15 protein-coding genes and 1 riboswitch are annotated in these 15096 nt (G+C 31.1%); of the genes, 7 read left to right on the top strand and 8 right to left on the bottom strand.

Features of this window, described 5'->3' with window-relative positions; genetic code table 11:
* Positions 1–46: 46 nt before the first annotated feature.
* The 5 genes from LACAL_RS12605 to LACAL_RS12585 all read right to left on the bottom strand — a co-directional run bounded on the left by LACAL_RS12605 (position 47) and on the right by LACAL_RS12585 (position 4365).
* Complete coding sequence (locus LACAL_RS12605; protein ID WP_013871137.1) at positions 47–538, bottom strand: hypothetical protein; 492 nt, start codon at positions 536–538, stop codon at positions 47–49.
* A gap of 183 nt (positions 539–721) precedes the next feature.
* Positions 722–2356: a tetratricopeptide repeat protein gene (locus LACAL_RS12600; RefSeq protein WP_013871136.1), complete on the bottom strand. Its 1635-nt coding sequence runs from the start codon at positions 2354–2356 to the stop codon at positions 722–724.
* Between the two features lie 173 nt (positions 2357–2529).
* On the bottom strand, positions 2530–3015 hold the full coding sequence (locus tag LACAL_RS12595; protein WP_013871135.1) for a DUF962 domain-containing protein: 486 nt from the start codon (positions 3013–3015) through the stop codon (positions 2530–2532).
* A gap of 12 nt (positions 3016–3027) precedes the next feature.
* Entirely contained in the window at positions 3028–3651 is a 624-nt protein-coding gene (locus LACAL_RS12590; RefSeq protein ID WP_013871134.1) for a TetR/AcrR family transcriptional regulator, read from the bottom strand.
* A gap of 129 nt (positions 3652–3780) precedes the next feature.
* A complete protein-coding gene (locus tag LACAL_RS12585; RefSeq protein WP_013871133.1) occupies positions 3781–4365 on the bottom strand; it encodes a DUF6515 family protein in 585 nt (194 codons plus the stop codon).
* Positions 4366–4873: 508 nt separating this feature from the next.
* A riboswitch (SAM-I-IV-variant riboswitch) is annotated at positions 4874–4970 on the top strand.
* A gap of 49 nt (positions 4971–5019) precedes the next feature.
* Between LACAL_RS12585 and LACAL_RS12580 the strand changes: the two genes are divergently transcribed.
* Positions 5020–6333, top strand: coding sequence for a Na+/H+ antiporter NhaC family protein (locus tag LACAL_RS12580; RefSeq protein WP_013871132.1), 1314 nt, complete (start codon positions 5020–5022; stop codon positions 6331–6333).
* A gap of 83 nt (positions 6334–6416) precedes the next feature.
* Here the strand turns inward: LACAL_RS12580 and LACAL_RS12575 are convergent, their stop codons facing one another.
* The gene (locus tag LACAL_RS12575) at positions 6417–7505 is read right to left on the bottom strand and encodes an alkene reductase (protein WP_013871131.1); all 1089 of its coding nucleotides are present in this window, start codon (positions 7503–7505) and stop codon (positions 6417–6419) included.
* 161 nt (positions 7506–7666) lie between these two features.
* Between LACAL_RS12575 and LACAL_RS12570 the strand changes: the two genes are divergently transcribed.
* Genes LACAL_RS12570 through LACAL_RS12545 form a run of 6 tightly spaced genes read left to right on the top strand, consistent with a single transcriptional unit; the run spans position 7667 to position 12567 of the window.
* On the top strand, positions 7667–8251 hold the full coding sequence (locus tag LACAL_RS12570; RefSeq protein ID WP_013871130.1) for a TetR/AcrR family transcriptional regulator: 585 nt from the start codon (positions 7667–7669) through the stop codon (positions 8249–8251).
* Between the two features lies 1 nt (position 8252).
* On the top strand, positions 8253–8918 hold the full coding sequence (locus LACAL_RS12565) for an NAD(P)H-binding protein (protein WP_013871129.1): 666 nt from the start codon (positions 8253–8255) through the stop codon (positions 8916–8918).
* Between the two features lie 6 nt (positions 8919–8924).
* Positions 8925–9557, top strand: coding sequence for a nitroreductase family protein (locus LACAL_RS12560; RefSeq protein ID WP_013871128.1), 633 nt, complete (start codon positions 8925–8927; stop codon positions 9555–9557).
* 12 nt (positions 9558–9569) lie between these two features.
* The gene (locus LACAL_RS12555) at positions 9570–10565 is read left to right on the top strand and encodes an NADP-dependent oxidoreductase (RefSeq protein ID WP_013871127.1); all 996 of its coding nucleotides are present in this window, start codon (positions 9570–9572) and stop codon (positions 10563–10565) included.
* Between the two features lie 21 nt (positions 10566–10586).
* Positions 10587–11744: an iron-containing alcohol dehydrogenase gene (locus LACAL_RS12550; protein WP_013871126.1), complete on the top strand. Its 1158-nt coding sequence runs from the start codon at positions 10587–10589 to the stop codon at positions 11742–11744.
* A gap of 16 nt (positions 11745–11760) precedes the next feature.
* On the top strand, positions 11761–12567 hold the full coding sequence (locus tag LACAL_RS12545) for a type 1 glutamine amidotransferase domain-containing protein (RefSeq protein ID WP_013871125.1): 807 nt from the start codon (positions 11761–11763) through the stop codon (positions 12565–12567).
* Between the two features lie 115 nt (positions 12568–12682).
* Here LACAL_RS12545 and LACAL_RS12540 read toward each other — a convergent pair whose 3' ends face one another.
* Both LACAL_RS12540 and LACAL_RS12535 read right to left on the bottom strand, forming a co-directional pair.
* On the bottom strand, positions 12683–13585 hold the full coding sequence (locus LACAL_RS12540) for a carbohydrate kinase (protein ID WP_013871124.1): 903 nt from the start codon (positions 13583–13585) through the stop codon (positions 12683–12685).
* Positions 13586–13597: 12 nt separating this feature from the next.
* Positions 13598–15082 carry a mannitol dehydrogenase family protein gene (locus LACAL_RS12535; RefSeq protein WP_013871123.1) on the bottom strand — a complete coding sequence of 495 codons (1485 nt, stop codon included), beginning with the start codon at positions 15080–15082 and terminating at the stop codon, positions 13598–13600.
* Positions 15083–15096: the final 14 nt, after the last annotated feature.

The raw sequence follows: 15096 nt of genomic DNA, 5'->3' as shown, positions 1-15096 counted from the left end.
CTGTTGCCTGCTATACTATTAACTTAAGGGATATTATGTGCTTAGTCTATGCTTTAATTATTTTGCTCTGTTTACCATTAGTTATTTTAATTTTGTAACTAATATTTTCTTGAGCATTCTCTTTAAGCTCTATTGTGCATTTTACAGATTTAACAGACCAGTTTGGATATTTTTTTAAGATAGCTACACTTATATGATCTGGCAAACGCACATTTTCAAACTTTTGTTTACTGGCAATTACTTCACCCTTTTTATTATACACATTGGTAATTACATTATTTGCCTCTTTAAACACAACGGTATAGGTTGCTGGTTTTTTAGGTGTATAAATTTGCTTTGAAGTAATATCGTAATTTGATACTACTTTTTGAAAAGCAGAAATGCGTTTTGATATTTGAGTTGTTTTTGTTGCTTTACTTTTGGTTTTTGTAAAACGTGACTCTAAATCTGGTGTTGTGGTATTTAATGCTAATTCGTCTTGGGCAAATGCCTGGCTGGTTAGACCTAAAAATAGTAAACCTAAAATACATGTTTTCATAATACTTGTTTTTTTGTTAATAGAAATGATTAATAGCGTAAAACAAGATTGATCACGTCTTGTTTTGTTATGTCTAATTTAGACACAATTACCTATTAATTAACTATTTAACCTATAGACAAATAGTGTACAAGTTGCATTTTTCAGGCTTGAAACACCTGTAAAATAAAGGGTTGCTACTGTTTATAAACTTTGAATGAAATCATTTAAATCTTCATCTTTATCAAGGTTTAATTTTTTTCTTAAACGGTATCGACTGGTATTTAATGAAGCTAAAGTTATGTTTTGAAGTGCTGCAATTTCATAGCTTTCTATTTTTAGCCTTATTAAAGAGCATAAACGTTTTTCGGTTTTACTAAGGTTTGGAAATTTATTTTGAAGTTTGCTATAAAATGCATCGTTTAAAGTATCTAAACGTTGGTAGAAATCTTTAGTATCAACATCAAACGTTATTTTATTTTGTATGTCTTGCTCAAACGCATCGAACAGTTTTTTTCTTTCTCTGCCTTTGGTTGTTTTTAAATGCTCTAACTTGGTAGCAAGTGCTTTTGCCCATTCTTGATTTTGGGTTAAATTAATGGCAAAGTCTGATAAATCTCGTTGTTTAGATTCAATTTGAGAGTTTAGTTTTTCGTTTTGTAATTCTGCTATTTTTTGTTTGTTTTTAGCATTTATAAGGTGTTGTTTACGACTAAAATATAAGAATGCTAAAAAACTGAAAATTGAAATTGAAGAGATAGAGATAATCCAAAGTTTTAATCTCTGATTTTTAATTTTGCTTTCTTTTTCCTGTTTTTCAAAAATGTGTCTGGCTTTTAAACGTTGAAAAGCGACATCACTTATTGCATTTTTTATTGTGCTTTTTTTATTGTTTTCTATAGCAACGATACTATCTGATAATTGTTTTACTTTTTTTGACCATAAATAGGCTTCATTTGGCTGGTTTTTAGCCAGTAATACTAATTCTTTGCCTTGTAAATAATACAATCGTGAACTTGCATTAACTTTCTTTTCTGGGTTATAAAGTAGTTTATGCATTTGTTGTAATACAGTATCTACACTTTTAAAATCTTTTAAAATTATAGCTGTATCTATTAGTTGAAATCCTGCGGCTGCAAAGCGTTTATAATCAATTCGGCTTTCACTAAATGCATTCGCTGCTTTAATTCTTGAGGTTTTGTAGAATTCGAAATTTTCCTTGTACAAAGCATTGGCTTCTGCAATTTTACCTTGTTCCACATAAACATCTGCTATATTATCTCTTACGCTACCAAGTAAATGATTAACAGGTTTTAAAGCTTTTGTAAGCTGAAAGGATTTATTAAAATAGATTAATGCAGAATCTAATTCTTTTTTATTCCAATAGAAAAAAAGGCCGTAATTGTTTAATGCTGAAGCCCGATTTAAATTTTTATCTGCTTTTGTAAATTCTATATTTTTTTTATGCACCAAATTAGCACTATCTAAATATGCTACTTTAGCGTAACTATCTGCTAAATAACCATAAGATTGTGCACGGTAATGCCGAAAGTTGTTTAATTCTGCTTCAGAAAAAAATTGAGTATTGGTTTCGTAATATTTAAAAAAAGCTTTGTAGTGTTTTATAGCTTCTTTTGGCAAGTCTAAGTATCTAAAATTATAAGCGCACTTGTAATAATGTAGTAATACAAGCTCGTTATTGTTTTTAATTTGTTTTACTAAATCGTTTATTTCAAAATAATAAGCCCAATATGTTTCATCACTAAACTTTAAATTATTGTCTTTTATTTGGAGTTGCAGTGCTTGGTATTTATTATACGCAGCTTCGCTTGAAAGCATTTCCTGACTTATTACAGAACAGGAAAAACAAAAAAAGAGAATAGCAATCTTGTTTTTTAATAGCTTCAAAACGAGAATAATATATTTGTTGGTTAATCAAATATACAGCTATTAAAGTAAAAATTGCTTTCTAAAAAACTAATTACCAGTTATTTAAAATAAATAATTTACTACTAATATTTTATGCCTAATGCATCAAATAAATGGCTCATAGTCCATGCTGGACCAATCATTAAAAACTGTAAGTCTTTAATAAACGATGGTTTTTTGCCTTCGTGATTATGCCCAATAAATTGACCAATCCATGCTACAATAAAAATAATTAGCATAATTAGCCACAAAGGAGCCAATTGCAATAATTCTATTTGGTGTATAAAAAATAAAACAAGTGCAGAAAATAGAAGCATACCAATAAATAATACCACCGATAAGCGTAAATAATAAATTAAACCCAAAATAATAACAACTGTTCCAAGATGTGCGTATGGTAAAATACTTACTGGCAGCGCATTAGTGATGCTATCAGGTAATGGTATGGATGCTAATAAGCCAATTAAACTAAAAAATATAAGCGGTACACAAATATAATGTATGGCAATGTTTAATTTTTTTTGGTGGCTTTCTGCATATTCTGCTAATAATGAATCAATGGTTCTCATAAAGGATATAATTTAGTTAGTTCTGTTTACAAATTGTTTTAGTTGTAGGTATTCTTCTGTGCCTTTTTGGGTTAAATGTGGTAACAATAGTTGCCAAAGCATAGTAATAGATTCGCATTTATTAATACTATATTTAGGTGATTGTATAGCAAGTTTTTGAGCTTGCCAAAATGTACTTATCATCCAAATAGTATGAATGGTTTTATTATAATTTATAATATCATTTTCGGGCTTTAAACGTTTAGTTTCTATATAATAGTCTATTAATTTTCTAGCTTCTTTAAATCGTGTTAAGTTAGACTGTTCGTACTGTTTTGCTATTTTTGGATAGGTTTTAATAATATGAACAACATCATTAAAAAAAAACGAATAGCGTTGCTGTAAATTCGCAAATTTTAGCATCATTTCTTCAAAATGAAATAAGGTAATGTACGTGTTTTCTGGTAGAATAAAATCTAAAGTTTCTGCATACATATCTTCATAAATTGAAGCTAATAGTACAGCTTTATTTTTATAGTGATAACTTAAATTGCCAGCGCTAATATTAAGCGCATCAGCAATTTGCTTCATAGAAACATTAGCAATACCGTTGCTATTAAATAATGAAATTGCTTTTAATTTACTTTTTGTTTTCAAAATAAAATTAGTTTTATTTTACTAATATATAAATAAAATTAGTAAACGCTTACTAATTCTGAGGCAAAAAAAGAGGTTAGCAAAAAACTAACCTCAATTCCCGTTATTAACCAATCAAAATAAACATAACTATTCCATTTCTATAATACCTACAACTTCATAAGCTCTGGTACCATCTACTTGTACTTTCTCGTATAATATATTTGCATATTCATAATACGTTTCGTCGTTTATAACCACTTTTTCATAATCGTCGGGTAACTCATAAACTATGGTACCAACTTCTGGATCTACAACTTCATACTGGTTATTTATTTGAACATAAAATATACCATGAGCATTGTAATAATTATGGTTATTATAACGTACTCTTTTATAGTTTACAGGCAATGTATTAATCCTGAACCCAACTTTTGGAGCTATAACAATATAACGACCTCTGGATTGTGTATAATACTTATTATTAGCATAGTAATAATTTTGACCACGATGTGCAACTACTATTCTATTAGGTACATTTCTAACCGAAACTACTTTACGTTTAGGCGTTTTATAAGTCACTTTTGTACTTGGTACACGCTTAGCAACTGTACGTTTAGTTGTAGTTACTTTTTTATTTGTTGTTGTTGTTCTTCTTGTTTGTGCTTCTGCTTGTGTTGTAAATGCAACCAATAATACCGCAGGTAGTATATATGTTTTTATAAATGTTTTCATAATTTAAAGGTTTAATAATTCAACTTTATTTTACCATCAATACTAAGACCGTTATTAGTATTAATAGTTTAAAGGTATTTGAATTATTTCTGTTAAAAAATGAAAATAGACCGTTAGCTAGATTGTATCTACCAAATTGGATTTTTTATAGATGAGATTTTTTTATAAGATAAAATTCCTGAAAATTAATGCAAAGAGTTATTATTAATATACTCTAAAAACTTAGGCTTATTTAGTTGATTTTTACTGATAAAGAGATAGTTGCACTAAAAATAAACTAACTAACTAACTAACTAACTAAGATTAAATATAATTTCATTTTTTAAGGTGTTTTAATTTTACACTTCAAAGATGAAACTATATGCATTCTTATTATAAAGCGATAGACGTTTGAGGGTTTTTACTATACGAAATCGGGAAATCTATCGACGAGAATTTTGACTTTTTTAAAAATTAACACTTTTTAAGAATTACGCATTGCTTTCTACCCTACCTTTGCAGACTTAAAAATAATTATCAAGAATCTCTAAAAGGAGATAGCAACCTGCAATAACGAGCAAGGTGCTAAATAGATAAGCCAATTAATTGGAACAAATGTTAACTCATATTTCTTATTTTTTGATTGCTATTTCCTTTTTAAAATGAAAAAGAAAAATGGCAAGTCCACAGCAAATTACTCCAAAATTTACAGCTTTAATTCCGCTATTCGTATTTGTATTTACGTTTTTAGGTGTTGGAATTTATCAAAATGATTTTTATGCACTTCCTGCACCAATTGCAGTTATAGTAGGCATTATAGTCGCGTTTTTAATGTTTAGACAATCGATTAACTCTAAAATTGAAACCCTTTTAAAAGGCTGTGGCGATGATAAGATTTTAACTATGTGTTTAATCTATTTATTAGCAGGTGCTTTTGCTACTATTACAAAGGCCACAGGAAGTGTTGACGCTATTGTAAATTTAGGGTTAGACTTTATTGCCATACAATACATTTACTTTGGTGTGTTTGTAATTGCTGCATTTTTATCGGTTTCTACAGGAACTTCAGTTGGTGCTATTGTAGCTTTAGCACCTATAGTTATAGGTTTTGCAGATAAAAGCAGTGTAGATTTAGCAATCCTTTGTGGCGCGCTTTTAGGCGGAAGTATGTTTGGTGATAATTTATCTGTAATATCAGACACTACCATTGCTGCTACACAATCGCTAGGCTGTAAAATGAGCGATAAATTTAAGCAGAACATTAAAATAGCGTTGCCAGCAGCTTTATTTACTATTGCTATACTAATTATTCAAGGTTTAGAATTAGAAACTAATGTTGAAGACGCTACGGTTTACAGCTATTCTGTAATTAAAATATTGCCTTATTTATTAGTTATCATACTGTCTATTATAGGAATTAACGTATTTATTACTTTACTTTTAGGTGTTATTGCTGGTGGCCTTTTAGGAATTATTTATGGCGATTTCACACTTATTGAATCTACAAAACTAGCTTACACTGGTTTTACAAGCATGACCGAAATATTTTTACTATCGCTATTAACTGGTGGTTTAGCTGCTTTGGTCTCTAAAAACGGAGGAATAGACTACATATTAAAAAATATTAAAAAGCTTATAAAAAACAAAACCTCTGCACAATTAGGAATAGCTTCTCTGGTTGGTACTATAAACATGGCAATTGCCAATAATACAGTATCAATAATTATTGCTGGTCCAATTGCTAAAACCATTAACGATGAGTATGGCTTAGACAATAAAAAAACAGCTTCAATTTTAGATATTTTTGCTTGTATTGTACAAGGTATTTTACCTTATGGAGCACAAGTTTTAATGATTTTAAGCTTCTCTAATGGTAAGATAGATTACTTAGATTTAGTATCTAATACTTGGTATTTATTACTATTATTTATTTATACAATATTATTTATATCATTTAAACCTTTGCTTTCAAATATTAAACATAAATAATTGTAAATCAAAATTTTATATAAATTAAAAAAAGCATCTAAAAATTAATTTTAGATGCTTTTTTTACTTATTATTTATTGGCTTTAAGCCTTTGGATAATCTGTGTAACCTTCAGGTCCTGTGGTGTAAAATGTGTCTTTATCCCAATCTGCTAATTCAATATTATTTTCAAAACGCTCTACTAAATCTGGATTAGAAATAAATGGTTTTCCGTAAGCAACTAAATCAGCATTACCAGCTTCTAAAACCTCATTTCCTTTGTCTTGATCAAAATCGGTATTAATAATTAAAGTTCCATTATATAATGGTCTAAAATGTTTTGCAATTTCTGTGACAGCAAAAGGTACTTCAGATACATCTGTAAAAGGTTCAGATAAATGAATATAGGCTAAATTGTAATCGTTTAACTTTTTAATGATGTATTCAAATGTTGGAATAGTCTCTTCATCTACCGTAATTCCAGACATACCATGCAACGACGGATTAAAACGTGTTCCTATTTTTTCCTGCGGAATCACTTCTTTTATAGCGTCTAAAACCTCAAAAAAGAAACGCGCTCTATTTTCAATCGAACCTCCATACTCATCCGTTCTTTCATTTGAACAGCCATTAAAAAATTGCTGAAACAAATAACCGTTAGACGAATGTATTTCTACACCATCAAAACCAGCTTCTACTGCATTTGCTGCAGCATCTTGAAAATCTTTAATCGTTTGTTTAATTTCTTCAATAGTCATTGCTTTTGGTGTAACTGTATCCTTGAAGCCATCTGGTGTAAACGATTTAGCGTTAGGATTTATGGCTGAAGCCGAAACTGGCAAGTCGCCATCATGAAAATCTGGGTGCGATATTCGGCCAACATGCCATAACTGTATAAATATTTTTCCACCTTTATCGTGTACACGTTTAGTTACTTTTTTCCAACCTTCTACTTGTGCTTCTGTGTGGATTCCTGGTGTGTTTATATATCCAACAGCTTGTTTAGAAACTTGAGAGCCTTCGGTAATTATTAATCCAGCCGATGCACGCTGTTCATAATACAAACCGTGTAAATCGTTAGTTGGTGCTTTAGCATCATTATCTGCACGACTACGTGTCATTGGTGCCATTACGACTCTATTATTTAGTGAAATATTTTTTTTATAAGGTGTTAAAAGGTGTTGTTTGCTCATAGTAATTTTGGTTTCTTTTTACACAAAACTATAATATAGATTGTCTTTTAACGACTAATTTTCAAAAGTTTAACGAAGTATTTAATCAAAGTATAAACCTTTGTTAAAAAAAAGAATGAACATTCATTTTTACATATCTTTGTATTAGAATTTAAACAGAAATGGCAAAACTTCAAAAAAGTATAGATAAACGTAACGCATTAATAAAAGCGACAATCGAGTTGGTAAACAACAACGGTTTTCATGCAACACCAATGAGTAAAATAGCTAAAATGGCAAACGTCTCACCTGCTACAATCTATCTATATTTTGAAAATAAACAAGACCTAGTTAATAAGACTTACGTTGAAGTTAAAGCCGAATACACAAAATACGCCTTTGCAACTTATGATGAAACAATGCCGGTTGAAGCAGGTTTTAAATTGATTTGGAATCGTATTGCAGACTTTAAACTTAAAGAAAGTGAAAATGCGATGTTTTTAGCACAATGTGATAACACTCCAATGATTGATGAACAAAGCAGACAAGAAGGTATTAAACACTTGCAACCACTACTCGACCTTTGGGAACGTGGCAGACAAGAAGGCATTATAAAACCATTATCAGACTATTTACTATATGCTTATGCTATAAATCCGTTATCGTTTTTAATGATTATCCAAAAACGTGGTGTTTTTACATTAGATAAAGCACATTTAGAAGAAGCCTATCAATCTGCATGGAGCAGTATTAAAGTATGCCAATAACATGAAAAAAACAGCAATTATATTAGGCGCATCAGGATTAACAGGTGGTTTATTGTTAGACCAACTTATTAATGATGAGCGTTACGAAAGTATCAAGTTATTTTCGCGTTCAAAAATAGAAGACTTACCAAATAAAGTCACGCAATACATTGGTGATTTATTAGAAATAGAACAGTTTAAAAACGATTTTACTGGCGACCATGTTTTCTGTTGTATTGGTACAACCAAAGCCAAAACTCCAGATAAAGACTTGTACAAAAAAATAGATTATGGCATTCCGGTTTCTGCTGCAAAATTAGCAAAGGCTAATGGTGTTGAAACGTTTTTAGTCATTTCGGCTTTAGGTGCAGATGCAAACAGTAGCGTATTTTACAACAAAACAAAAGGTGAAATGGAACGTGATGTTTTAAAACAAAACATAAAGAAAACGTTCATTTTTCAACCTTCATTAATTGGTGGTGATCGCGAAGAAAGTCGCACGCTAGAAGCTATTGGTAAAGCTGTATTTAAAGTTATTCAGCCTTTATTCTTCGGAAAATTAAAAAAATATAAAATCACAGATCCTGAAAAAATGGCTCAAGCCATGATAAATCTGGCTAATAGTGAAAATCATGCCGAAGTCATTATTACTTCAACAGATATAAAACGAATTACAAAAAACAACTAAAAAAATATGGAATTACTAGACAAATTAAATTGGAGATACGCAACAAAAGCTATGAATGGTGAAACTGTGCCAGAAGATAAAATAGAACGCATTTTAGAAGCTGCACGTTTAGCGCCTACGTCATCAGGATTACAACCTTTTGAAATTATAGTTATAAAAAATAAAGAGATTAAAGAAAAAATAAGAGAAGTTGGTTGGAATCAATCTGTGATTACAGACTGCTCTCACCTATTCATTTTTGCTGCTTGGGATACCTATACTAAAGAGCGTATTAATTATATGTTCGATTTAACAAACGATATTCGAGGATTTAAAAACGAAGGTTGGGAAAACTACCGCCAGCAACTATTAAACTCGTATCCTCAAAAAGACGAAGAAGAAAACTTTAATCATGCAGCAAAACAAGCATACATTGCCTTTGCTCATGCTATTGTTGCTGCTGCTTACGAAGGTGTGGATGCCACACCAATGGAAGGTTTTGATGCAGAAGCTGTAGATCAAATTTTAGGACTTCGCGCAAAAGGCTTAAGAAGCGCTGTATTACTACCAATAGGATATAGAAAAACAGAAGAAGATTGGCTTTCAGACTTAGTAAAAGTTAGAAAACCAATGGAAGATTTAGTAACAATTATAGATTAAAAAAGAATTAAAATGAAAACCATATTATTAAATAGTAGACCCGAAGGAAAACCTACACTTTCAAACTTTGAATTTGTAGAAAAAGATAAAACATTAACAATAGCTGATGGTGAGATTTTATTAGAAGCTGCTTATGTTTCTGTAGATCCTTATTTAAGAGGACGCATGAGTGATGCAAAATCTTACGTTGAACCTTTTAAGTTAAACGAACCTGTACACTCTGGTGTTGTGGCTAAAGTTACAGCGTCTAAAAACGATAAATTTCAAGTTGGAGATTACGTTTCTGGTATGCTAAACTGGTCTACACAACAAGTGTCTAATGGCGAAGGCTTAAATAAAGTAGATCCAGAAAAAGCACCTTTAAGTGCCTATTTAGGTATTTTAGGAATGACAGGTTTAACAGCCTATTTAGGTTTAACCGAAATAGGAAAACCTAAAGAAGGCGAAACTATTGTGGTTTCTGGAGCAGCAGGAGCTGTTGGTAGCGTTGTTGGACAGATAGCAAAAATACTAGGCTTACGCGTTATTGGTATTGCTGGTACAGATGAGAAAATCGAAATGCTAAAAAGTAAATTCGGTTTTGATGAAGGTATCAATTACAACACCACAGAAGACATGAAATCTGCAATTGCAGAAGCTGCACCAAATGGTGTAGATGTGTATTTTGATAATGTTGGCGGACCAATTTCTGATGCTGTTTTATTTAGTATTAATCAATTTGCACGAATTATTATTTGTGGTGCCATTTCGGTTTATAATGAAACTGAATTACCTAAAAGCATAAGCGTACAACCATTTTTAGTTAAAAACAGTGCATTAATGCAAGGATTTATAGTAAGCAATTTTGCTGAAAAATTCCCAGAAGCCATGCAAAAATTAGCAGGTTGGTTAGCTGAAGACAAATTAACCTATACCGAAACTATCGTTGATGGTTTTGATAATATTCCTCAAGCTTTTATCGATTTATTTGAAGGTAAAAACAAAGGAAAAATGATAGTAAAAATATAACAAGTAAAACCGAAAAAGAAAATGAACAATTTTGATTTTAAAAACCCAACCAAAATTATTTTTGGAAAGGACACAATAGAAAAAGTAAAGGAAGAAATTCCTGCAGATGCTAAAGTATTACTGCTTTATGGAGGCGGAAGTATTAAGAAAAACGGAATTTACGACCAAGTAAAAACCGCTTTAGCAGACGTTGATGTGACTGAGTTTGGAGGTATTCCTGCAAATCCAGAATACGCTAAACTAATGGAAGCTTTAAAAGTAATAAAAGATGAAAACATTACGTATTTACTAGCAGTTGGTGGTGGATCTGTAATTGACGGAACTAAATTTTTATCTGCAGCAGCAGTTTACGATGGTGATACACCTTGGGATATTTTAACCAAAAATATTAGAACAGAAAAAGGCATGCCTTTTGGAACCGTTTTAACCTTACCTGCAACAGGATCTGAAATGAATTCTGGAGCCGTTATTACACGTGAAGAAACTAAAGAGAAATTAGCAATGGGTGGACCTGGTTTATTTCCAGTGTTTTCAATATTAGATCCTCAAGTGATTACCTCTATTCCAGAACGTCAATTAGCAAACGGATTAACCGATGCCTTTACACACGTTTTAGAGCAATACATGACGTATCCAATTGGCGCATTATTACAAGATCGCTTTGCAGAAAGTATATTACAAACATTAGTAGAAGTTGCACCAACAGTATTAAAAGATCCTACAAATTACCAAGCAGCATCTAACTTTATGTGGAGTTGTACTATGGCTTTAAACGGACTTATTCAAAAAGGAGTTCCTGGAGATTGGGCAATCCATATGATGGGTCACGAGTTAACAGCTTTATTTGGAATAGATCACGCACGTACTTTGGCTGTAATAACACCAAGTCATTACAAATATAATTTTGAAGCTAAAAAAGAAAAATTAGCACAATATGGTGAACGTGTTTGGAATATTACTGAAGGTAGCACAGACGATAAAGCCTATGAAGCTATTGCTAAAACCGAAGCTTTTTTCCATGAATTAGGTATTGATACTAAATTATCAGACTATACAAAAGAGTACGAAGGAACTGCGGAAGAAGTTGCCAAACGTTTTAAAGCTAGAGGTTGGAAACTTGGTGAGCGTCAAGCTTTAATGCCAGAAGATGCAGAGAAAATAGTAAAAATGGCCTACTAAATTTATAATTATTTAAATGAAAATAATAAAAACGGTAGCCTTAGCGCTAACCATTATTACAGCTTCAAGTTGTAAAGATCAAACAAAAGAAACACCTTCTGAAAGCGTTTCAGAAGAAAAAACAGAAACAAAAAAAGAAAAAGATATGAACGTATTATTTGTATTAACATCTCACGATAAATTAGGAGACACAGGAAAGAAAACAGGATTTTGGGTTGAAGAATTTGCAAATCCATATTACACATTATTAGACAAAGGTGCTAAAATCACTATTGCAACACCAAATGGTGGTGCTGCACCAATAGATCCAAGTAGTGACTCACCAGATGCTGCAACAGAAGATACTGAGCGTTACAATAAAGATGAAGAAGCTAAAGCGTTAATTGCAAATACACATAAATTAGCCGATTTAAAAGCAGATGATTTTGATGCTGTATTTTATCCAGGAGGTCACGGACCATTATGGGATTTAGCGAACGATGAAACGTCAATTGCTTTAATTGAAAAATTTAATGCTCAAGATAAACCTGTAGCATTTGTATGCCACGCACCTGCTGCATTAAAAGGTGTAAAAGGAACAGATGGAGAGCCTTTAGTAAAAGGTAAAAAAGTAACAGGGTTCACAAACTCTGAAGAAGCTGCTGTTGGTTTAACAGAAGTTGTTCCGTTTTTAGTAGAAGATATGCTAAATGAAAACGGAGGAATCTACTCTAAAAAAGAAGATTGGGCAGCTTACGCTATTCAAGATGGTAATTTAATTACTGGTCAAAATCCAGCATCGTCTGAGTTAGTGGCAGAAAAGTTATTAGAGAGTTTAAAATAAACTTTAAACATTGTACTTATAAAAAAGGTTGTCCTAAAATAGGACAACCTTTTTTGTTAAATAAAGTGCTAAAACAAGTTATAGCACTTATCATAATTGAATTGCTATTAATCAACTATTTATCACACATAACTTTACTAGAACTAATAAATTTTGTGATTTGTTCTCTATTTATTATTGGGTTTGCTCCTTCACTTGCGGCTACTAACGCACCAACTGCACAAGCATAATTTATTGCTTCTTGAGGCTTGTCTTTATTTAATAATTTATTTATTAAAGTTGCTAAAAAAGAATCACCGGCACCAACGGTATCAATCACTTTTACTGCATAACCATCATTATAATAAAATGTGTTATTACAATATAAAATTGCACCTTCATTTCCTTTTGTAACGCAAATAGATTTCGTTTTTGTTTGTACTGCTATAAATTTTATATAATCTTCAATTGTTTCAGATTCATAATTTAAACTTTTACAAATCTCAAATAATTCGTCATCATTAAATTTTATAAAATCGGCTTCATTCATTAAATGATTTAAAATTTCCGTAGAATAAAAAGGAGCTCTAAGATTAACATCAAAAATTTTATACTTTGCAAATTTTAAGAGTTCAAACAATGTTTCTTTAGATGTTTTATTTCTGGTTATTAAGCTCCCATAAATAAAGGCATCAGCATTTTTAGTAGATTTTATTGCTGTTTCGGTTAATTCAATATTATCCCAAGCTCTTGGTGACTCAATTTTATAAGATGCAGAACCTTGATTATCTAAAGTCACTTTCACTTCTCCAGATTTTAAATTTTTATCTATCTGTAAATTCTCGGTATTTATATCATTATCAACTATATGAAATAGTATTTTTTGACCATTATTATCTTTGCCTATTTTACTTATAATAGACACATAATTTTCTAAAGATTTTAAGCGTAAAGCTACATTTAAAGGTGCTCCACCTATTTTTTTATGAGTAGGAAAAACGTCCCACAGCACTTCTCCAAAACAAACTATATTTTTCATACTAATTACTTTTTAATAATTACTATTAATTTCAATTATACTTTTTTCTATGCCTTTATTTTCAATTGTTTCATAAGCTTTCTTAAACATTTCAGAAAACAATTGATTTTGTTTTAACGAACCGAAAACAGACTCCATATCCAAAAATGCAATCGGATTTTGTTTTGCTTCTTTAGCTTTTTCGCTTAACTCCTTTTTAAGAACATCTTTTATGTTTAAAGTGTCTCCATTTTCGTTAGTACCCAAACTATAAATTGCCCAAGCAGCTGTTACAAATGCAGCCAATTGAATAGCACCATTATTTTCTAATTGTGATTGAATAGTTGGTAAAATGAAAATTGGATATTTTGCTGAAGTTTCCGAACAAATACGATCAATTTGATCTTTAATATTTATATTTCCGAAGCGCTCCAACAACGATTTTTTATAAGCATCTAAGTCCACACCTTCTAAATCTCCTAAAGTTGGTGTTACTTCTTCATCCATATAATGCTTTAAAAAGAGTCTAATATTTGGATTATTAACCGCTTCATCAATGGTATTGTAACCCATTAATGCACCTAAAATCCCTAATACTGAATGTCCTGCATTTAATAAACTTAGCTTCATTTTTTCATAAGGCACAACATCTTCAACAAACTGTGCTCCTACGTTTTCCCAAGCTGGTCTTCCTGCAATAAAATGATCTTCAATAACCCATTGTTTAAAAGGTTCGCAAACTACTGGCCAAGCATCATTTATACCAGAAGTGTCTTTTAAATGTGCAATATCTTCTGCTGTAGTTACAGGTGTAATTCTGTCTACCATTGCATTTGGAAAAGAAACGTTTTCGTTAATCCAATCTATTAAAGATGGCTCAGCTTTAGACACATAGCTTAATAGCATATTTTGCGTCATGTGACCATTACCTTGAATATTATCACAAGACTGAATAGTAACGCCTTTCAACTTACGTTCTTGCCTTAATTTTAAAGCTTGTGTTAGGTAACCAAAAACCGTTTTTGGAGTATTAGGATGTTCTAAATCGTGAGTAATTAACGGATTTGTAAAATCAAATTGCTTGGTAGCTTCATTATAATTATAACCACCTTCCGTAATGGTTAAAGTGATAATTTTAACCTCTGGACTTGCCATTTTTTCAATGACAGTTGTTGGATTTTCTGGAGCAAAAAGACATTCTGTTATCGCACCAATAACACGTTTGGTATGTGTGCCATCCAATTCTTTAACAATTAATGTATACAAACCATCTTGTTCCTTTAATGTGTTATAGATTTTAGTATCAAAATCTAATAAAGCCACACCACAAATTCCCCAATCTTTTACGCTTTCGTCTTGTAATAGTTGATCGGTATAAAAAGCTTCATGCGCTCTATGAAATCCGCCAATACCAACATGTACGATTCCTGTTTTAATATCAGATCTACTATACTTTGGTATTGCAATTCGTTCTCCAATTGCAGAAAGGTTTTTAGTATTTAATTTTAAATTTTCCATTACAGAATATATAT

The organism is Lacinutrix sp. 5H-3-7-4, from assembly GCF_000211855.2.
Classification (GTDB): domain Bacteria; phylum Bacteroidota; class Bacteroidia; order Flavobacteriales; family Flavobacteriaceae; genus Lacinutrix.
The sequence above is the reverse complement of the archived record's forward strand: the minus strand, read 5'-3'. Positions and strand labels throughout refer to the sequence as shown.